Origin of the sequence: Brachybacterium massiliense (assembly GCF_900184245.1) — a bacterium.
GTDB classification, from domain to species: Bacteria; Actinomycetota; Actinomycetes; order Actinomycetales; family Dermabacteraceae; genus Brachybacterium; species Brachybacterium massiliense.
On sequence record NZ_FXXB01000008.1, the window covers coordinates 182335 to 201688 of the forward strand.

The 19354-nt window shown below is 70.8% G+C and carries 16 protein-coding genes and 1 pseudogene; 10 read left to right on the forward strand and 7 right to left on the reverse strand.

Going from position 1 to position 19354, the window contains the following annotated elements; all coding sequences use genetic code 11:
- Positions 1 to 4: 4 nt before the first annotated feature.
- The 3 genes and pseudogenes from BN4251_RS10785 to BN4251_RS10795 all read right to left on the reverse strand — a co-directional run bounded on the left by BN4251_RS10785 (position 5) and on the right by BN4251_RS10795 (position 1031).
- Positions 5 to 328: a HipA domain-containing protein gene (locus tag BN4251_RS10785; RefSeq protein ID WP_087485119.1), complete on the reverse strand. Its 324-nt coding sequence runs from the start codon at positions 326 to 328 to the stop codon at positions 5 to 7.
- A gap of 1 nt (position 329) precedes the next feature.
- Positions 330 to 497, reverse strand: a pseudogene (locus BN4251_RS18990) (HipA N-terminal domain-containing protein); the annotation flags it as partial.
- An 87-nt stretch (positions 498 to 584) separates the two neighbouring features.
- Positions 585 to 1031 carry a pyrimidine dimer DNA glycosylase/endonuclease V gene (locus BN4251_RS10795; protein WP_087485120.1) on the reverse strand — a complete coding sequence of 149 codons (447 nt, stop codon included), beginning with the start codon at positions 1029 to 1031 and terminating at the stop codon, positions 585 to 587.
- 170 nt (positions 1032 to 1201) lie between these two features.
- On the opposite strand from BN4251_RS10795, the gene BN4251_RS10800 reads away from it, so the two are divergent.
- Positions 1202 to 1936 (forward strand): hypothetical protein, encoded by a 735-nt coding sequence (locus tag BN4251_RS10800; RefSeq protein ID WP_170931940.1) that lies wholly within the window; start codon positions 1202 to 1204, stop codon positions 1934 to 1936.
- Here the strand turns inward: BN4251_RS10800 and BN4251_RS10805 are convergent.
- Positions 1911 to 3665, reverse strand: a complete 1755-nt coding sequence (locus BN4251_RS10805) for a bifunctional 3'-5' exonuclease/DNA polymerase (protein ID WP_170931941.1) — start codon at positions 3663 to 3665, stop codon at positions 1911 to 1913. The genes BN4251_RS10800 and BN4251_RS10805 overlap by 26 nt on opposite strands.
- The gene (locus tag BN4251_RS10810) at positions 3662 to 4339 is read right to left on the reverse strand and encodes an MBL fold metallo-hydrolase (protein WP_087485122.1); all 678 of its coding nucleotides are present in this window, start codon (positions 4337 to 4339) and stop codon (positions 3662 to 3664) included. The genes BN4251_RS10805 and BN4251_RS10810 overlap by 4 nt, the downstream gene beginning before the upstream one ends.
- Before the next feature lie 72 nt (positions 4340 to 4411).
- Between BN4251_RS10810 and uvrA the strand changes: the two genes are divergently transcribed.
- From uvrA to secG, 9 genes are all read left to right on the forward strand, one after another.
- Positions 4412 to 7279 (forward strand): excinuclease ABC subunit UvrA, encoded by a 2868-nt coding sequence (gene uvrA / locus BN4251_RS10815; RefSeq protein WP_087485123.1) that lies wholly within the window; start codon positions 4412 to 4414, stop codon positions 7277 to 7279.
- 13 nt (positions 7280 to 7292) lie between these two features.
- Positions 7293 to 9221 carry an excinuclease ABC subunit UvrC gene (uvrC, locus tag BN4251_RS10820; RefSeq protein WP_087485124.1) on the forward strand — a complete coding sequence of 643 codons (1929 nt, stop codon included), beginning with the start codon at positions 7293 to 7295 and terminating at the stop codon, positions 9219 to 9221.
- Positions 9222 to 9265: 44 nt separating this feature from the next.
- Positions 9266 to 10159 (forward strand): RNase adapter RapZ, encoded by an 894-nt coding sequence (rapZ, locus tag BN4251_RS10825; protein WP_087485125.1) that lies wholly within the window; start codon positions 9266 to 9268, stop codon positions 10157 to 10159.
- Positions 10156 to 11277 (forward strand): gluconeogenesis factor YvcK family protein, encoded by a 1122-nt coding sequence (locus BN4251_RS10830; RefSeq protein ID WP_087485126.1) that lies wholly within the window; start codon positions 10156 to 10158, stop codon positions 11275 to 11277. The genes rapZ and BN4251_RS10830 overlap by 4 nt, the downstream gene beginning before the upstream one ends.
- Complete coding sequence (gene whiA / locus BN4251_RS10835; protein ID WP_087485127.1) at positions 11261 to 12259, forward strand: DNA-binding protein WhiA; 999 nt, start codon at positions 11261 to 11263, stop codon at positions 12257 to 12259. The genes BN4251_RS10830 and whiA overlap by 17 nt, the downstream gene beginning before the upstream one ends.
- A gap of 105 nt (positions 12260 to 12364) precedes the next feature.
- Positions 12365 to 13369 (forward strand): type I glyceraldehyde-3-phosphate dehydrogenase, encoded by a 1005-nt coding sequence (gap, locus tag BN4251_RS10840; protein WP_087485128.1) that lies wholly within the window; start codon positions 12365 to 12367, stop codon positions 13367 to 13369.
- A gap of 143 nt (positions 13370 to 13512) precedes the next feature.
- Positions 13513 to 14715 carry a phosphoglycerate kinase gene (locus BN4251_RS10845; protein WP_087485129.1) on the forward strand — a complete coding sequence of 401 codons (1203 nt, stop codon included), beginning with the start codon at positions 13513 to 13515 and terminating at the stop codon, positions 14713 to 14715.
- A complete protein-coding gene (tpiA, locus tag BN4251_RS10850; RefSeq protein ID WP_087485130.1) occupies positions 14712 to 15485 on the forward strand; it encodes a triose-phosphate isomerase in 774 nt (257 codons plus the stop codon). The genes BN4251_RS10845 and tpiA overlap by 4 nt, the downstream gene beginning before the upstream one ends.
- Positions 15486 to 15715: 230 nt before the next feature.
- On the forward strand, positions 15716 to 15958 hold the full coding sequence (gene secG, locus BN4251_RS10855) for a preprotein translocase subunit SecG (protein WP_170932023.1): 243 nt from the start codon (positions 15716 to 15718) through the stop codon (positions 15956 to 15958).
- Between the two features lie 89 nt (positions 15959 to 16047).
- Here secG and pgl read toward each other — a convergent pair whose 3' ends face one another.
- Together pgl and zwf are read right to left on the reverse strand one after the other, a co-directional pair.
- Complete coding sequence (gene pgl, locus BN4251_RS10860; RefSeq protein ID WP_087485132.1) at positions 16048 to 17766, reverse strand: 6-phosphogluconolactonase; 1719 nt, start codon at positions 17764 to 17766, stop codon at positions 16048 to 16050.
- Positions 17763 to 19316 (reverse strand): glucose-6-phosphate dehydrogenase, encoded by a 1554-nt coding sequence (gene zwf, locus BN4251_RS10865; RefSeq protein WP_087485133.1) that lies wholly within the window; start codon positions 19314 to 19316, stop codon positions 17763 to 17765. The genes pgl and zwf overlap by 4 nt, the downstream gene beginning before the upstream one ends.
- Positions 19317 to 19354: the final 38 nt, after the last annotated feature.

The window sequence follows — 19354 nt, forward strand, 5'->3', positions numbered from 1 at the left end:
GCGCTCAGGACACGACACGCAGTCTCACCCCTCGAGCTCCGTGCGACGATGGCCGAGCTCCCGCAGTTCGCCGTGCAGCGGCCTTCGGCAGTCCGATCGAGGCGGCGAAGGCTTCCCGGTGACGCCGTCGGATCCTCGTCGTACGGCCATCGATCGTCAAAGCGGTGGAGAAGTCCTGATGAACGGCGGTGCAGGGGACGCCGTAGACAGGAGCGACGGTCCATCGCCCCTGCGAGGGGCCGAGGATCGAGACGTTCTTCGCGTGCAGGTCGCCGTTGCCGGTGAGCCATGCGAAGAGGAACTGCAGGTAGAGCGTCTCCCGGCGCATCGGCGCCCACCGCGAGCAGAAGCGTCGGCTCGTCGTCCGCCGCGGTCTCCACCTCACGGCGCAGCACGGCCAGGCGGCGCCCCTCGGGGAGGAGCCCGGCGAAGAACGGCGGCAGCCCTCCGCCCGGCCTGATCGTCGGAGCATCCGTGGGGACGAACTCGTAGTCCACCAGGGAGCGGAAGAATCCTTCCGATTATCGAGCTCGAGAGCCCGACCACCTCGCGGGGCATCCTCTCGATCGGGCGCTGAGCCCGTCTCAGGCGGGTTCTCGCTCCCACGGCTCGACGGGTCCCGGCACGACGGTGAACAGCGGATGCGGCTCCGGTCCGGGCTGCTGCCGCAGCCGGTGGTGGAGGTCGGGGCTGCGAACCTCGAGCTTGGCCAGCAGCTGCCGCCACTCCAGGGCGAGCTGCCCGTCGGTGACCGGGATCCTCTTCGAAGGCGCATCCACGTGCGGCGCGCGATCGATACGAGCGCGGTCGAAGCGGTATCCACGCGCCGTGGCCTCGACGGCCACGGCGTCGAGATAGGCGCCGACGGCGGCGAGCGGATCGCTCTGCGCACGGAAACGTTCCAGCTGCGGATGGCTGCGATAGCCCCGGGTGCGCCCCGCGAGCACCGCCTGAGCCAGCAGCGCTTCCCGCCAGCACCCCGTGAGGCCCTGGCGGTCGAGATGGCGGGGGTGCAGTGACCACAGACGCATCCGCACATACTGCCCCAGTCCCGGCCCTCCCGGCGAACGGCGATCCACCCGCAGGGATGACGCAGAGCCGACGATCGTCGGTGCATGCAGGACCATCCGGCTCGATACCGTCGACACGTCCCGCACCGCTGCGCCACCATGCATCGCACCCCACGCCGAGGAGGACGCTCTTGTCCCGCACCCCGCAGCAACGGATCATCTCTCTCACCACGGGCACCGTCATGGCGACCGGCCTCGGGATGATCCCCCTGCACCGGTTGCCGCGCGCCGTGAAGACCGGCTATATCGTGCTGCCCGCCGCCCTCGGGGCAGGAGCCATGCTCATCGCATTGCGCCGCCACGACTCCCAGCCCCTGGACAGCGACGGAGCCGCATCCTTCGCCGCCTCCTCCTCCCGCAGCAGGTCTCCCGCCGTGCACGCCACGCTGCCGCTCGCAGTCGGCGGCATCATCGCCGGCTCGAGCGTCCTCAGCCTGTGGATGGACAGAGGCATCGAAGAGTTCCTGCACCGCCGCGGCGTGCCCGCCCCGCGGCTGGCGATGGCCCTCGCCTCCGGTGCGCTCTCGCTCGCGATGGGCATCGCCGAGGAACGGCGCGAGGCGCGGGAGGCTCAGCGGACGCTCGAGGAGCGCGTCCTCGCCACGCTGTCCGAGGCCGATCCGATGCGTCTCGAGCCCGGGCACTGTGGGGGAGCCCCCGGTGACGCGTTCCTGCGGGAGGCGGAGATGATCGCCGTGATCCTCCGCCGCGACGGCGCCATCGACGCCGCGATGCTCGACCAGGTGTGGGAGGAATGGTTCGACCGGTCGATGACCGAGCTGGTCGGCGCGACCCGGACCGCGTCCCTGGCCGCGGAGCTCACCGCCGAGGCCGCACAGCTCACTTCTGCGCCGAGCGCTCGCTGATCTCCAGATCGAGCGGGAAGTCGATCGGACTGCCCGGGAACAGCAGCCGCCCCGCCGCCTGCGCGGACTCGCGGATCGCGGCGGCCGCGGCCTCTGCCTGACCCGCCGGGGCATGCACGATCACCTCGTCGTGCAGGAAGAAGGCGAGGTGCGCACGGCGGGAGAAGACCGGCCCGGAGGGGCCTGCCGCATGCTCCACCGGCACCGGCGTGAAGCGGGCGAGCCGCAGCCGCAGCGCCGCCATCCACGACAGCGCCCACTCCGCCGCGGTGCCCTGCACCACGAAGTTCCTGGTGAAGCGGCCGCGATCCCGCGCGGAGCGCCGGGCGGCCTCCTGCTGACCGGCCGAGGCCTCAGGCTGGTTCGCGCTGCGCTGCGCCGCCGTCCACGACTCCTCGACGGCGGGGGAGGAGCGGCCCAGCCAGGTGGTGACCGTTCCGCCGCGTTCCCCGGTCGCGGCCGCGCCGTCCACGAGCGCCATCGCGGCCGGGAAAGTCCGGCGCAGCCGCGGCACCACGCGCCCGCTGTCCCCGGTGGTGCCACCGTACAGTGCCCCGAGCACCCCGATCTTCGCCTCCTGACGCGTGGCGACGATGCCCGCCTCGACGATCCCCGAGTAGAGGTCTTTGCCGGCCCCCGCGGCGATCATCGCCGGATCCGCGGACATCGCCGCGAGCACGCGCGGCTCGAGCTGGGACACGTCGGCGCTGACCAGCCGCCAGCCCGGATCGGCACGCAGGGCAGGCCGCAGCTGCCGGGGGATCTGCAGCGCCCCGCCGCCGCTGCTGGCCCAGCGCCCGGTGACCACCCCGCCGGGCACATAGACGGGCCGGTAGCGGCCCTCGTGCACCCATTCGTCCAGCCAGGTCCAGCCGTTGGCGGTGAGCAGGCGGGACATCTTCTTGTACCGCAGCAGCGGGGCGATCGCCGGGTGGTCGTGACCTTGCAGCTCCCACTGCGAGGTGGAGCTGACTTCGATACCCGCCCGGTGCAGGGCTCGCAGCAGCCGGGGGTGGGAGTCGAGCGGCACCAGCGGGTCGTCGAGGGCGGTGCGCACCTCGGCGGCCGCCTCGACCATGAGCGCGGGAGGGGTGCCGGGGGAGGGTCGCGGCCCGAGCGCCGCGGTGAGGATCCGGTCATGCTCGGCGACATCCCACGGGATCCCGGCCCTCTGCAGCTCCGCGGCGATCAGCGCCCCGGCCGACTCCGCCGCCACCAGCAGGCGCAGCCGCGCAGGATCGTGGGCGGCGTCGATCGCGGTGCGCTGGCGGGCCAGCTCGGCGAGTGTCTCAGCATGGTCGGAGGGCACGGCGCCGGGGCGCCGGGCAGCTGCATCGAGATCGAACAGCGTCGCTCCGGCATCGCGCTCGGGCTCCCGCGGCTCCAGGGGCGTGTCCCAGTCGCTCGCCGCCCGCAGCGCTCCGGCATCGCGCACCAGCTCGGAGTGGGCCAGGATGCGGTGGATCAGTCGCAGGTCGTGGCAGCGTTCGAGAGTCACGCCCGCCGCCAGCAGGCCGGGATACCAGGAGGCCGCATCGCTCCACACCCAGCGCGGGGAGTGCTCGGCCTCCCAGCGGCCGACGAGCGCGGGGAGGGCGGCCGGATCGGCCTCGTCCTGCCCGAGCACGGCCCCGTCCGGCCCGAGGGACGTCAGGCGGGTGCGCCCTCCCTCGCCGTGGCCGAGGACGCACCAGGCGGGCGGCGTCGCGGAGGGGCCGGGTGCGGTCACCAGCCCCGCTCGCGCCAGGCCGGCAGCGAGCCGCGCTCCGCACCGAGGGTGGTGTCGTCCCCGTGCCCGGGGTAGACCCAGGTCTCGTCCCCGAGCCGGTCGAAGATCCGCTGTTCGACATCGTCGATCAGCTGGGCGAAGCGCTGGGGGTCCTGCTGCGTGTTGCCCACCCCGCCGGGGAACAGGGAGTCGCCGGTGAACAGGTGGTCGCCCTCGTCGCCGCCGCGCCAGAGCACCGCGACCGAGCCGGGGGTGTGGCCGCGCAGGTGGATGATCTCCACCCGCTGCTCGCCGAACTCGAGCACGTCGCCGTGCGCGAGGGGCTCATCGATCGGTTCGGCGATGTCCTTCGCGTCGGCGGCGCCGGCGGCGGTGCGGGCACCGGTGGCGCTGATCATCTCCGCGAGCGCGCCCACGTGATCGTGGTGGCTGTGCGTGGTGACGATGAGGTCCAGCGCGTTGTGCTCGGAGCCCGCGGCGATCATGCGGCGCAGCGCGTCGGCATCCGCCGCGGCGTCGATCAGCAGCTGCGCACCGGTGGACCGGCAGGTCAGCAGATAGGAGTTGTTGTCCATCGGGCCCACGGAGATCTTGCGGATCTGCAGTGTGCGGAGGTCCCGCGTCACGGGCTCGCCTCCGGGGTCGACGTGTCCGGTGTACTCGTGATCAGCCATGGGGACAGTATGTCGCCCACCTCTCCTCCGAACAACTGTTCGAAGGTGGGGTCCCGCCCCTAAGATGGCCCGGTGACTGATTCTCTCGTCGTCCGCGGTGCGCGCGAGCACAACCTCAAGAACATCGACATCGACATCCCCCGCGACAAGCTGGTGGTGTTCTCGGGCCTGTCCGGGTCCGGGAAGAGCTCCCTGGCGTTCGACACGATCTTCGCCGAGGGGCAGCGTCGGTACGTCGAATCGCTCTCCGCCTACGCCCGTCAGTTCCTGGGGCAGATGGACAAGCCCTCGGTCGATCTCATCGAGGGTCTCTCCCCGGCGGTGTCGATCGATCAGAAGTCGACCAACCGCAACCCGCGCTCGACCGTCGGCACCATCACCGAGATCTACGATTACCTGCGCCTGCTGTTCTCGCGCACCGGTGAGCAGCACTGCCCGGTGTGCGGCGAGAAGGTCTCGTCCTCCTCGGCCGAGCAGATCGTGGACACCCTGCTCGACGAGCCCGCCGGCACCCGCTTCCAGCTGCTCGCGCCGGTGGTGCAGGGCCGCAAGGGCGAGCACGCGGACCTGCTGAGCTCGCTGCGCTCCCAGGGCTACGCCCGCGCCCGCATCGACGGCGAGAACCGGCGCCTGGACGAGGAGATCACCCTCGACAAGAAGTTCAAGCACACCATCGAGGTGGTCGTGGACCGCCTCGCGGCCAAGCCGGACTCGCGCCGCCGCCTGACCGACTCCGTGGAGACCGCGCTGCGGCTCGCCGAGGGCATCGTGGTGGTCGACTTCGTGGATCTCGACCAGGACGATCCCGGCCGTATCCGTCGGTTCTCCGAGAAGCGGGCCTGCCCCAACGACCACCCTCTCGCCATCGATGACATCGAGCCGCGCACCTTCTCGTTCAACGCCCCCTACGGCGCATGCCCCGAGTGCACGGGCCTGGGACAGCGCCTCGAGGTCGATCCCGAGCTCGTGGTCCCCGACGAGGAGCTCACCCTCTCCGAGGGCGCGATCGCCCCGTGGGCGATGGGGCACTCCGACCGTCACCTCGAGGTGATGGCGGGACTGGCCCAGGAGCTCAGCTTCTCGATGGACACGCCGTGGCGGGCCCTGCCCGAGCGCGCGAAGGAGGCGCTGCTGCACGGCAAGGACCACAAGGTCCACGTCAAGTACCGCAACCGCTTCGGGCGCGAGCGCACCTACTCCACCGGCTTCGAGGGCGTGATGCACTTCCTCGAGCGCCGCCACGGCGACACCGAGTCGGACTGGGCCAAGGATCGATACGAGCAGTTCATGCGTGAGGTCCCCTGCCCCAGCTGCAAGGGCGCCCGGCTGCGCCCCGAGGTGCTGGCCGTGACCGTCGGCGGGCGCTCCATCGCCGAGGTGTGCGAGATGTCCCTGGGCGAGGCGCTCGAGTTCCATCAGGGTCTCGAACTGGGTGTGCGCGAGGCCGCGATCGCCGACGAGGTGCTGCGCGAGATCCGCTCCCGCCTCGGCTTCCTGCTCGACGTGGGACTGGACTACCTCACCCTCGCGCGCGCCGCGGGCACGCTGTCCGGCGGTGAGGCGCAGCGCATCCGCCTCGCCACGCAGATCGGCTCCGGCCTGGTGGGCGTGCTGTACGTCCTGGACGAGCCCTCGATCGGTCTGCACCAGCGGGACAACGAGCGCCTGATCGGCACGCTCGAGCGGCTGCGGGACCTCGGCAACACCCTGATCGTGGTCGAGCACGACGAGGACACCCTCAACGCCGCCGACTGGGTGGTGGACATCGGCCCGCTGGCCGGCGAGCACGGCGGGCGCGTGGTGTACTCCGGCGACGTCGAGGGCCTCAAGCGGGAACCCGGCAGCCTCACCGGCCGCTACCTCTCCGGCGAGCTCGAGATCCCGCTGCCGACGCAGCGCCGTCCGATCGACCGCCAGCGGATGCTGAAGGTCGTCGGCCCGCGAGCCAACAACCTCACCGGGCAGGACGTCTCCTTCCCGCTGGGCGTGCTCACCGCGGTCACCGGGGTGTCCGGGTCGGGGAAGTCCTCCCTGGTCAACGACATCCTCTACACGGTGCTCGCGAAGGAGCTCAACCGCGCCCGCCTCGTGCCCGGGCGGCACAAGCGCGTCACCGGCCTCGAGCACCTCGACAAGGTGGTCCACGTCGACCAGTCACCGATCGGCCGCACCCCGCGCTCGAACCCCGCCACCTACACCGGTGTCTGGGACCGCGTGCGCACCCTGTTCGCGCAGACCAACGAGGCGAAGATCCGCGGCTACACCGCCGGGCGCTTCTCCTTCAACGTCAAGGGCGGCCGCTGCGAGGCCTGCTCGGGCGACGGCACGCTGAAGATCGAGATGAACTTCCTGCCCGACGTCTACGTCCAGTGCGAGGTCTGCAAGGGCCAGCGCTACAACCGCGAGACCCTCGAGGTGAAGTTCAAGGACAAGAACGTCGCCGAGGTGCTCGCCATGCCGATCGCCGAGGCGCTCGAGTTCTTCGATGCGGTCCCCGCGATCCGCCGCCAGATGCAGACCCTCGTGGATGTGGGACTGGGCTACGTCAAGCTCGGCCAGAGCGCGACCACCCTCTCCGGCGGCGAGGCCCAGCGCGTCAAGCTCTCCTCCGAGCTGCACAAGCGCTCCAACGGCCGCACCATCTACGTGCTCGACGAGCCCACCACGGGCCTGCACTTCGAGGACGTCCGCAAGCTGCTCGAGGTGCTCGGCGGCCTCGTGGACAAGGGCAACTCGGTGATCGTCATCGAGCACAACCTCGACGTCATCAAGACCGCCGACCACGTCATCGACCTGGGCCCCGAGGGCGGCTCCGGAGGCGGCAGGATCGTCGCCACCGGCACCCCCGAGCAGGTCGCCGAGACCCCCGGCTCCTACACCGGGCACTTCCTCGCCCCGATGCTCGCCAGCGGACGGTCGGGACGCGTCCGGACGCGCTGAGGGAGATCACCTGATGGCCGACCCCACCACCTACCGTCCCGCGACCGGCAGCATCCCCACCACCCCGGGGGTGTACCGGTTCCGGGACGAGCATGGCCGCGTCATCTACGTGGGCAAGGCGAAGAACCTCCGCCAGCGTCTGTCCAACTACTTCCAGGACCTCACCGCGCTGCACGAGCGCACCCGGCGGATGGTCACCACCGCCGCCGGGGTGGAGTGGACGGTGGTCAGCACCGAGGTCGAGGCGCTGATCCTCGAGTACACCTGGATCAAGGAGTTCGATCCGCGGTTCAACGTCAAGTTCCGCGACGACAAGTCCTACCCCTACCTGGCGATCACCATGGGGGAGGCCGTGCCGCGGGTGCACATCACCCGTCGGCCCCGCCCCAAGGGGGACCGGGTCTTCGGGCCCTATCCCCAGGTGGGCGCGATCCGCGAGACCCTCGATCTGATGCTGCGGGTGTTCCCGATCCGCTCCTGCACCGCCGGGGTCTACCGGCGCGCCGAGCGCTCCGGCCGACCCTGCCTGCTGGGCTTCATCGGCAAGTGCGCCGCGCCCTGCGTGGGGGACATCTCCGAGGACGAGCACCGGCGCCTCGCCGAGCAGTTCTCCGACTTCATGGCCGGCAACACCTCGACCTACACCCGCCGCATCGAACGGCAGATGAAGGACGCCGCCGCCGCGATGGACTACGAGCGGGCCGCGAGCCTGCGTGATGACCTCAAGGCCCTCGAGAAGGTGATGGAGAAGAACTCGGTGGTGCTCTCCGACGCCACCGACGCCGACCTCATCGGTCTCGCCCAGGATCAGCTCGAGGCGTCCGTGCAGGTCTTCCACGTGCGCGGCGGGCGGATCCGTGGTCAACGCGGCTGGACCGCCGAGATCCTCGACGACAGCACCGCCCCGGACCTCATCGAGCGCGCTCTGGCCACCCTGTACTCCGAGGGCGATGCGCCCAAGGAGGTGCTGGTGCCGGTGATGCCCACGAACCGGGCGCAGCTCCAGGAGCTGATGGGCCGGCGTGTGGACCTGCGGGTGCCCCAGCGCGGCGAGAAGAAGGACCTGCTGCGCACGGTGGGGGACAACGCCACCGAGGCGCTGCGCCTGCACCGCCTCAAGCGCACCGGTGATCTCACCGCCCGCACCAAGGCGCTCGAGGACCTCGGCGAGGCGCTCGACCTCGCCGAGCCCCCGCTGCGGATCGAATGCTTCGACATCTCCCACTCCCACGGCACCAACGTGGTGGGCTCCCAGGTGGTGTTCGAGGACGGGCTGCCCAAGAAGAGCGAGTACCGCCGCTACTCCGTCAGCGGCGCGGCCGCGCGCGATGACACCGCCTCGATGCACGACGTCATCTCGCGCCGGCTCAAGCACCACCTCGATCCGCCCGAGAAGAGCGACGAGGACAGGCGCCGCTTCGCCTATCCGCCCTCGCTGATCCTGGTCGACGGCGGCCCGCCCCAGGTCGCCGCCGCGCAGCGCGCCATGGACGATCTCGGTATCACCGATATCGCCCTGGCGGGGATCGCCAAGCGGCTCGAGGAGATCTGGCTGCCGGGGGACGACTACCCGGTGATCCTGCCCCGCACCAGCGAGGCGCTGTTTTTGGTGCAGCGCCTGCGGGACGAGGCGCACCGCTTCGCGATCAGCTATCACCGTTCCAAGCGCGGGCGCGCCATGCAGTCCAGCGCACTGGACGGGATCCCTGGGCTCGGGCCGGCGCGCCGCCGCGCCCTGCTGGACCGCTTCGTGACCGTGCGGGCGATCCGCGAGGCCTCCGAGGAGGAGCTGGTCGAGGTCGAGGGGATCGGGCCCGCATTGGCCGCGCAGATCGCCGCCGCGCTACGATCCGACCAGGGGGATACGACGCAGACCGTCCTCGAGGACGACGAGCTCGCCGTCACCGTGGACATGGCGACCGGCGAGATCCTCGACCGCTGAGCGGACTGCTGCGACCCCATCCCGCCGACCCGGAAGGAGCGCTCGTGACCGAGGAGCCCTCACCGCCCCGCGCTGACAGCAGGGGCGACATCGTGATCATCACCGGCCTCGCCGGTGCCGGGCGCGAGACCGCCGCCCATGCCCTGGAGGACATGGGCTGGTACGTCGTCTACAACATCGCCCCGCAGCTCATCTCGACGCTTTATGAGCTGCGCGCCTCGGCCGTGGGCCGGGAGAACCGCTTCGCCGTGGTGGTCGATCCCCGCTCCGGCCCCTTCTTCAACGAGCTCTCCGACGTGGTCGCGGAGCTGCGCCGCTCCGACATCCGGCTGCGGCTGCTGTTCCTCACCGCCGACGAACCGACCCTCGTGCGCCGCTTCGACTCGGTGCGCCGCCCCCACCCGCTGCAGGGGGAGGAGGGCGTGCTCGAGGGCATCCGCCGCGAGCGCGAGATGCTCGCCCCCTACCGGCGGATGGCGGACCTGGTCATCGACACCTCTCCGCTGAACGTCCACCAGCTGACGATGAAGATGCGCAGCGTCTTCGGCACGCACGACGAGCAGCGGCTGACCGTCACGATGCTCTCCTTCGGCTTCAAGTACGGAATCCCGCTCGAGGCCGATCACGTCAGCGACGTGCGCTTCATCCCCAACCCGTACTGGGTCCCGGAGTTGAAGCCCAAGCGCGGCACCGACACCGAGGTGGCCGACTTCGTGCTCGGCGACGCCAACGCCGGCGAGTTCGTGGACCGCTACCTCGAGATGATCGCCCCCGCGCTGCGCGGCTACAGCGCCGAGAACAAGCACTTCACGACCCTCGCGATCGGTTGCACGGGCGGCAAGCACCGCTCTGTCGCGATCGCCGAGAAGATCGGTGACGAGCTGCGCCGCATCGGTCACCCGGTGCGGATCCGCCACCGGGACCTGGGGCGCGAATGAGCATCGCGCCCCGCTCCCGAGGCCGCCGTCTGCGCGGCGTCGACCTCTCAGCCCGCGCCCGGCGAGGGCGGCGCGACGACCCCCAGCGGCCGCTGCGCGTGGTCGCGCTCGGCGGCGGGCACGGCCTGGCCGCCAACCTGCGCGCGCTGCGCTTGCTCACCGACGACATCACCGCCGTGGTCACGGTCGCCGACAACGGCGGCTCCTCCGGCCGGATCCGCACCGAGATGCCCGTCCTGCCGCCCGGGGATCTGCGCATGGCGCTCGCGGCGCTGTGCGAGGACTCCGACTGGGGATCGATCTGGGGGGATGTGATCCAGCATCGCTTCGCGACCGAGGGCGAGCTGGACGGCCACGCTCTGGGCAATCTGCTGATCGTGGCGCTCTGGCAGATCCTCGAGGACCCCATCGAGGGTCTCGACCAGATGGCCGAGCTGCTGGGCGCGCGGGGCCGGGTGCTGCCGATGGCCCTGGAGCCGCTGGACATCGAGGCCCAGGTGCGCAGCGCCGATGGGCGCAGCCGCACCATCTCGGGCCAGTGGCAGGTGGCGACCTCCGAGGGGCGGGTCGAGAGCGTGCGCCTGATCCCGGAGCGGCCCGAGGTCCCGCAGGACGTGATCGATGCGCTGATGCAGGCCGACTGGATCATCGTGGGGCCCGGCTCCTGGTACACCTCGGTGCTGCCGCACCTGATGATCCCCGAGATCGCCGAGGCGATCCGCACCAGCCCCGCCCGGCGCTGCATCACCACGAACCTCTCGGTCGGTGCGCAGGAGGCGGAGGGTATGACCAGCCTGGACATGCTCGAGGTGCTCATGGAACGGTCCCCGGACTGCCAGTTCGATGCCCTGCTGGCCGATCCGACCACCCTCGAGGACGCCCTCGAGCTGTCCGAGGCGGCGCAGGCGAGGGGCATCCGCACCCTGCTGCGCCAGGTGAGCGTGGGCGACGGTACACCGCACCACGACCCGGTCCGGCTCGCGGCCGCGTACCGTGATCTCTTCGACGACGCCTACGGCGACGTCGAACCCGCCCATGCCCGGCAGGGGCGCACCCAGCACACGACGTCGGGAACGGACGCTCCCGCGGAGGAGGACTCGCATGGCTCTGACGGGTGAGGCGAAGGAGGAGCTCTGCCGCCTCGAGGTGAGCCGGCCCTCTGCACGCAAGGCCGAGGCCGCCGCGATGCTCCGTTTCGCGGGCGGACTGCACCTGGTGGCCGGACGCGTGGTGGTCGAGGCGGAGCTGGACTCCCCGGCCGTGGCGCGCAGGCTCCACGCGATCATCGCCGACATGTACGGGCACCGCGCGGATCTGGCGATCCTCGCGCCCTCCGGGATCCGCCGGACCACCCGCTACATCGTGCGGGTGGACCGCGAGGGCGGGATGCTCGCCCGCCAGACGGGTCTGCTCGATGCCCGCGGACGCCCGGTGCGCGGGATGCCGCCGTTCGTGGTGGGCGGTGCGACCGTCGACGCGGAGGCCGCCTGGCGCGGGGCTTTCCTCGCCCGCGGCATGCTCACCGAGCCGGGCCGCTCCTCGGCGCTCGAGCTGTCGTGCCCGGGCCCCGAGGTGGCTCTCGCGATGGTGGGCGCCGCCCGCCGGCTCGGCGTCGCCTCGAAGGCGCGCGAGGCCCGCGGCACCGATCGTGTGGTGCTGCGCGACGGCGATGCGATCTCGCTGCTGCTGACCCGCATGGGCGCGCACGAGACCGTCAGGAGCTGGGAGGAGCGCCGCACCAAGCGCGAGGTCAAGGCGACTGCGCACCGGCTGGCGAACTTCGACGACGCGAACCTGCGCCGCTCCGCCCGCGCCGCGGTGGCCGCCGGCCAGCGCGTCCAGCGGGCCCTGGAGATCCTCGGCGACGACGTGCCCGAGCATCTGCAGGCCGCAGGGCAGCTGCGCCTCGAGCACCGTCAGGCGAGCCTCGAGGAGCTCGGCCGGCTCGCGGATCCGCCGCTCACCAAGGACGCCGTGGCCGGCCGGATCCGGCGTCTGCTCGCCACCGCGGACAAACGCGCCGAGGAGCTCGGCATGCCCGGGACCGACCACGGAGTGGACGAGGACCAACTGCCTCCGTCACCTGATCCCGGTCGTTGATAGGATCATCACGGTCGTCGGTCACATCCGGCGCCGTCCGAGCGTACGAGGGCGTGCGCGCCAAGTCCATATTTCGCAGATCCCCTGTGAATCTAGGAGGAAACCGTGACCATCAAGGTCGGAATCAACGGATTCGGTCGCATCGGCCGCAACTTTCTGCGCGCAGCACTCGAGCAGAAGGCTGACATCCAGATCGTCGGTGTGAATGACCTCACCGACAACGCCACGCTCGCGAACCTCATCAAGTACGACTCGATCGGCGGGGTCCTGCCCTACGACGTCTCCTACGACGACGAGTCCCTCACCGTCGGCGAGAACACCTTCAAGGCGTACGCCGAGCGCGATCCGAAGAACATCCCCTGGGGCGAGATCGGCGCGGACGTCGTCATCGAGTCCACCGGCATCTTCACCGACGCCGAGAAGGCCAAGGCCCACATCGAGGCCGGCGCCAAGAAGGTCATCGTCTCCGCTCCGGCGAAGAACGAGGACGCCACGTTCGTGATCGGTGTGAACGAGGGCGACTACGACCCCGCGAACCACCACATCATCTCCAACGCCTCCTGCACCACCAACAGCCTCGCGCCGGTGGCGAAGGTGCTGAACGACGAGTTCGGGATCGTCAAGGGCCTGATGACCACGATCCACGCCTACACCTCGGACCAGGTGCTCCAGGACGGCCCCCACAAGGACCCGCGTCGTGCACGCGCCGCCGCGCTGAACATCGTCCCCACCACCACCGGTGCGGCCAAGGCCGTGGCGCTGGTGCTCCCGGAGCTCAAGGGCAAGCTCGACGGCTACTCGCTGCGCGTGCCGGTCCCCACCGGCTCCATCACCGATCTCACCTTCGAGGCCTCCCGCGAGGTCTCCGTCGAGGAGGTCAACGCTGCGGTGAAGAAGGCCGCCGAGGGCCCGCTCAAGGGTGTTCTGCGCTACACCGAGGACCCGATCGTCTCCAAGGACATCGAGGGCGACCCGCACTCCTCGATCTTCGACGCGCAGCTGACCAAGGTCAACGGCAACCTCGTGAAGATCTTCGCCTGGTACGACAACGAGTGGGGCTTCTCCAACCGCCTCGTCGAGCTCTCGCAGCTCGTCGGCAAGTCCCTCTGATCCCCCGGCCGTCGTAGGACGGCCAGGATCGCCCCGGAGCCCGCCGGTCACCACCCCGAGGGGTCGGTGTCGGCGGGCTCCGGTCGTCCTCAGAGCGTGCGCCGCATCGCGGCGCGCCCACCAGACCACGAAGGAGCACCACAGTGCTGAAGACCATCGACTCGCTCGGCGAGCTGCGCGGCAGGCGCGTGCTCGTCCGAGCTGATCTGAACGTCCCGCTGGATGGCACCACGATCACCGACGACGGCCGCATCCGCGCCGCCCTCCCGACCCTGACGCGCCTGGTCGAGGCCGGCGCACGGGTCGCCGTGATCTCCCACCTCGGCCGCCCCAAGGGCGCCCCCGAGGAGAAGTACTCCCTGAAGCCCGTCGTCGGCCGTCTCGGCGAGCTGCTGGGCCAGGAGGTCGCCTTCGCGACCGACACCGTCGGCCCCTCCGCCCAGGAGGTCGTCGCCGGTCTCGCCGACGGCCAGGTCGCCGTGCTCGAGAACCTGCGCTTCAACCCGGGGGAGACCTCGAAGCAGGACGAGGAGCGCCTCGCCTTCGCCCGTGAGCTCGCCGCCCTCGGGGATGCCTTCGTCTCCGACGGCTTCGGCGTCGTCCACCGCAAGCAGGCCTCGGTCTACGAGCTCGCGACCCTGCTGCCGGCGGCCGCGGGCGCACTGGTGCTCGGCGAGGTCGAGTCGCTGCGCAAGGTCACCGACTCCCCGGAGCGCCCCTTCGTGGTGGTCCTGGGCGGTGCGAAGATCGCGGACAAGCTCGGCGTGATCGACAGCCTGCTGGACAAGGCCGACCGCATCCTGATCGGCGGCGGCATGGCCTACACCTTCCAGAAGGCCAAGGGCCTGGAGATCGGCCGCTCGCTGCTGGACGAGAGCAAGCTCGACGTGGTGCGCGAGTACATGGAGCGCGCGGAGGCGAACGGCGTCGAGCTGGTGCTGCCCGTGGACACTGTGGTCGCACCCGACTTCGCCGCTGACGCCCCGGCCACCGTGGTCGCGGTCGACCAGATGCCCGCCGACCAGGAGGGCATGGACATCGGCCCGGAGACGGCGAAGCTGTTCGGCGAGAAGATCGCCGATGCCGCGACCGTGTTCTGGAACGGACCGATGGGCGTGTTCGAGTTCGAGAGCTTCGCCAAGGGCACCACGTCCGTGGCCGAGGACCTCTCGAAGGCCGACGGGTACACCGTCGTCGGCGGTGGAGACTCCGCCGCCGCGGTGCGTACGCTCGGCTTCGACGAATCCCTCTTCTCGCACATCTCGACCGGCGGTGGTGCGAGCCTCGAGCTCATCGAGGGCAAGGAACTGCCGGGAATCTCGATCCTCGAGGAGGACAGCAAGTGAGCACCCGTACCCCGCTGATGGCGGGCAACTGGAAGATGAACCTCGACTGGAAGCAGGGCCTGGCCCTGGTCGAGGAGCTCGGCGAGCAGCTCAAGGACGTCGACACCTCGATCGTCGAGACCGTCGTGCTGCCCCCGTTCGTGGACCTGCGCACCGTCCAGGTCGCGGTCGACTCCGGCAAGCTGCCCATCGCCTACGGCGCGCAGGACCTCTCCGCGCACGAGTCCGGCGCGTACACCGGTGAGGTCTCCGGCCCGATGCTGAAGGCCCTGGGCTGCAGCTACGTGGCCGTCGGCCACTCGGAGCGCCGTCAGTACCACGGCGAGGACGAGCAGGTCACCAACGCGAAGGTGCGCGCCGCCTTCGCCGCGGACCTCACCCCGATCCTCTGCATCGGCGAGCCGCTCGAGGAGCGTCAGGCCGGCACCCACGTCGCCTACACCCTCGCGCAGCTCGAGGGCGGCATCGAGGGTCTGGACGCCGCACAGGCGAAACAGATCGTCATCGCCTACGAGCCCGTCTGGGCGATCGGCACCGGCGAGGTCGCCAGCGCGGACGATGCGCAGGAGGTCTGCGCCGCGATCCGTGAGGCGCTGCGCACCGCCCACGGCGACGAGGTCGCCGACGCCGTGCGCGTGCTCTACGGCGGCAGTGTGAAGTCCTCGAACGTGGTCGAGCTGATGGGCAAGGCCGACGTCGACGGCGCGCTCGTCGGCGGCGCCTCGCTCAAGGCCGAGGAGTTCGCCAAGATCGCGGGCTTCCAGGGCTGATCAGCCCAGCTGAGCGACGTGCTGCGAGCGTGCGAGCGGTAGGAGCGCAGCGAGTCAAGCACTGCTGAGCGACGTGCTGCGAGCGTGCGAGCGGTAGGAGCTCAGCGGGTCCTGCGCTGCTGACAGCGACGTACCACGCACCACACGGGCCGGGTCCGGAGCGGACCCGGCCCGTGGCGTATGCTTGCTCGGTACTCCGAACTCCGTGGAAGGTGTCTGCCCTCGTGGATCTGCCCCTGCTGAAGCTCGTCCTCCAGATCGCGCTGGCCGTCCTCGGCCTGCTCACGATCATGCTCGTGCTGCTGCACAAGGGACGTGGAGGCGGCCTGTCGGACATGTTCGGCGGCGGCGTCTCCTCCTCGGCCAGCGCCTCGGGCGTGGCCGAGCGGAACCTGAACCGCATCACCGTCGGCGCGGCGGTGCTCTGGGCGGCGTGCGCCGTGGGACTCGGCATCGTCGAGCGCTTCCTCTGATCTCTCGCGCGCGCCGACGGCGCTGAGCGCGTCAGAAGGGCCGGTCACCCTCAGGTGACCGGCCCTTCTGCTGTGCGGCGGCGAGCGGCTCAGGCCCCTGCGGAGCGCCCTGCAGCAGCCTCGTCCAGGAACCAGGTGGTCGACTCCAGACCGCGCACGGCGGAGGCCGGGACCGCCCAGGGATCGATCCCCTCGTGCCCGTCCCGCACGGCACCGGCCTTCTCCTCGCCGGCGACCAGCAGCGCCACATGGCGGGCCGAGTTCAGCACCGGCCAGGTCAGCGAGATCCGCTCGGGCGGCGGCTTGGGCGAGTCGGTGACCGCGCAGGCGCTCGCGCCCACTTGACGCTGGTCCCGATGCTCGGGGAACAGCGAGGCGACGTGGCCGTCCGGACCCACGCCCAGCATCAGCACGTCGAAGAACGCCCGGCCGCGGGTGCGGAACGGCTCGTCGCCGCCCATCTGGTCCAGCTGCTGCCCGTACCAGGCGGCGGCCTCGTCCAGGGACATGCCGTCGGCGGGGGAGGGCATCACGTGGATGTTGCGCACGGGCATGCCGGCGCGCTGCAGCGGCTCGAGCAGCGTGGCGCGCACACCCACTTCGTTGCGCTCCTCGGAGTCGGGGCCGACGAAGCGCTCATCGCCCCACCACAGGTGCACCCGGGTGACGTCCACGCCGGCCTTCTCGAGCGCGTCGGGCAGCGCCGCCGCGGTCTTCGTGCCGACGGTGCCGCCGGTGAGCACGAGGTGCGCCAGTGCGCGCTCCTCGAGGGCTGCGGCGAGCTGCTGGGCGCTGGCCTCGGCGGCCGCGGCGGCGACCGCCTCCGCGTCGGAGACCACCAGATCGGTGGGCTCGGGCTTGCCGTCGGCGAAGGTCGCGGCATCGGAGATGCTGCTGTACGTGGTGGCGAGGACCTCGCCGTACACCTCATCGGGATCCAGTCGGCGCAGCTCCTCGGTGAGGAGCTCGGCCAGGGTGCGGCGCGGCATCGTGACGTGTTGGCCGGTGTTGTCGCCCGGCAGCTTCATGACGATCGAGGCGTCATCGACCCGGGTGAGGTCGATCGTGCCGTCGGTGCGGACCAGGCGCACGCTGTGCACGCCCGCGAAGTCGCTGTCGTCGGCCGGCGGCGCCAGCACCTCGGCCTCGACGCCGAGGGTGTGCTCGAGCCACCCGGCCATCAGGGCCACGGAGGGGTTGTCGACGGTGCCGGAGACCTCGATCCTGGTGGGGGTCGAGATCGGAGGGACCTCGTAGGCGCTCGCGACCAGCCCGCGCCAGCGGGTCAGTCGCGCCCAGGCGAAGTCCGAGTCGCCGCTGGCGTAGCCGCGGCGCAGACGCTTCAGGGTCGCCAGCGGATCCGCGCAGGCGGCGGAGTCGGTGATGCGGCGCTGGGACATCGAGCCCAGCACGTCGTGGACGGGGGAGCCGGGCGCGTTCTCCGGCCACCAGGTCACGATCGGCGCATCGGGCAGCAGCAGGGCCATCACCAGGGTGTCCAGCGCCCACAGCACGTCGCCGCGAGCATGCAGGATCACGATCTCGCCGGCGCCGGCATCGCGGCCCACGCGGATCTCCGCGTCGAGGCCGGAGCTGTCCGCCTCGGGGTCCGCGTCGACCACGATCACCCGTGCGGGGTGCTCGTGGCTCGCGGCGATCGCCGCCTCGAGGGGCTCCTCGATGTCGCCGGTGGCAATGATGATCAGCGTCAGGACCCGCCCGATGGTGTTGGCACCGAAGGTCTCCCGCATCTCGATCATCTGCTTGTCGATCGCCGATGCGGTGGTGTCGGTCAGGGTGGTGATCACGGTCGCCTCCAGGTACGCCCGTCACGGGCGAGCATCTCGTGCGCGGTATCGGGGCCCCAGGTGCCGGGGCGGTACGGGGACGGGTCCAGGTGCTGTGCCCAGTGCTCGGTGATGGGGTCGAGGATCTGCCAGGACAGCTCGACCTCCTTCTGCCGGGGGAACAGCGGCGGGTCGCCGAGCAGCATGTCCAGGATCAGACGCTCGTAGGCCTCAGGGGACTCCTCGGTGAAGTTCATGCCGTAGGCGAAGTCCATGGTCACGTCCCTCACCTCCATCTGGGTGCCGGGCACCTTGGAGCCGAAGCGCATGGTCACGCCCTCGTCCGGCTGGACGCGGATCACGATCGCGTTCTGTCCCAGGTCCGCGGTGTCCGTCGAGCGGAACGGCAGGAAGGGTGCACGCTTGAACACCACGGCGATCTCGGTGACCCGCCGGCCCAGGCGCTTGCCCGCGCGCAGGTAGAACGGCACGCCCGCCCAGCGACGGGTGGCGATGTCCAGCCTCATCGCGGCGAAGGTCTCGGTGGTGGAGTCGGCGGGGATGCCGTCCTCCTCGATGTACGGGCGCACCTCCTCGCCGCCCTGCCAGCCGCCCACGTACTGGCCGCGGGCGGTGTGCGCGGAGAGATCCTCGGGCAGCTCGACGGCGGCGAGCACCTTCTCCTTCTCGGCCCGCAGATCGGAGGCGCGGAAGGTGACCGGCTCCTCCATCGCGGTGAGCGCGAGCAGCTGCAGCAGGTGGTTCTGGATCACGTCACGGGCGGTGCCGATGCCGTCGTAGTACCCGGCGCGGGAGCCGATGCCGATGTCCTCGGCCATCGTGATCTGCACGTGGTCGACGTAGTTGGCGTTCCAGATCGGCTCGAACAGCTGGTTGGAGAAGCGCAGCGCGAGGATGTTCTGCACCGTCTCCTTGCCCAGGTAGTGGTCGATGCGGAAGACGTCCTCGGGACGGAACACCTTCTCGACCACGTCGTTGAGCTCGCGGGCGGACTCGAGATCGTGGCCGAAGGGCTTCTCGATCACCACGCGGCGCCAGGAGCCGTCCCGGGGAGTGTTCAGCCCCGAGTTCGCGAGCTGGCCGCACACCTTCGGGAAGGCGTCCGGCGGGATGGAGAGGTAGAAGGCGTGGTTGCCGCCGGTGCCGCGGGTGCGGTCGAGCTCGCCGACCACCTCGGTGAGCTTCTCGAAGGCGGCGGTGTCATCGAAGGTGCCGGTGACGAAGCGCAGACCGCCGCGCAGCTGCTCGAAGACGCTCTCGTCGAAGCCGGTGCGGGAATGCTCGGAGACGGACTTGCGCACGTACTCGGCGAAGTCGTCGTCGGACCAGTCACGGCGGCCGAAGCCGACCAGCCCGAAGCTCGGGGGCAGCAGCCCGCGATGGGTGAGGTCGTAGATCGCCGGCAGCAGCTTCTTGCGGGCGAGATCGCCGGTGACGCCGAACATCACCATGGAGCTGGGGCCCGCGATCAGGGGGAGTCGACGGTCGCGCGGGTCGCGCAGCGGGTTCGGCGCGTCGGTCCCGGCGAGGGGAGTGGGGGAGTCGGTCACGTTCGTCCTTTCTCGGACACGGAACGGAGGAGCACGGC

Coding starts and splice junctions, on each gene's coding strand:
- whiA (WP_087485127.1), top strand. CDS start 11,261: ATGGCTCTGACGGGTGAGGCGAAGGAGGAGCTCTGCCGCCTCGAGGTG.
- uvrC (WP_087485124.1), top strand. CDS start 7,293: ATGGCCGACCCCACCACCTACCGTCCCGCGACCGGCAGCATCCCCACC.
- BN4251_RS10785 (WP_087485119.1), bottom strand. CDS start 328: ATGCGCCGGGAGACGCTCTACCTGCAGTTCCTCTTCGCATGGCTCACC.
- BN4251_RS10795 (WP_087485120.1), bottom strand. CDS start 1,031: ATGCGTCTGTGGTCACTGCACCCCCGCCATCTCGACCGCCAGGGCCTC.
- BN4251_RS10830 (WP_087485126.1), top strand. CDS start 10,156: ATGAGCATCGCGCCCCGCTCCCGAGGCCGCCGTCTGCGCGGCGTCGAC.
- BN4251_RS10810 (WP_087485122.1), bottom strand. CDS start 4,339: ATGGCTGATCACGAGTACACCGGACACGTCGACCCCGGAGGCGAGCCC.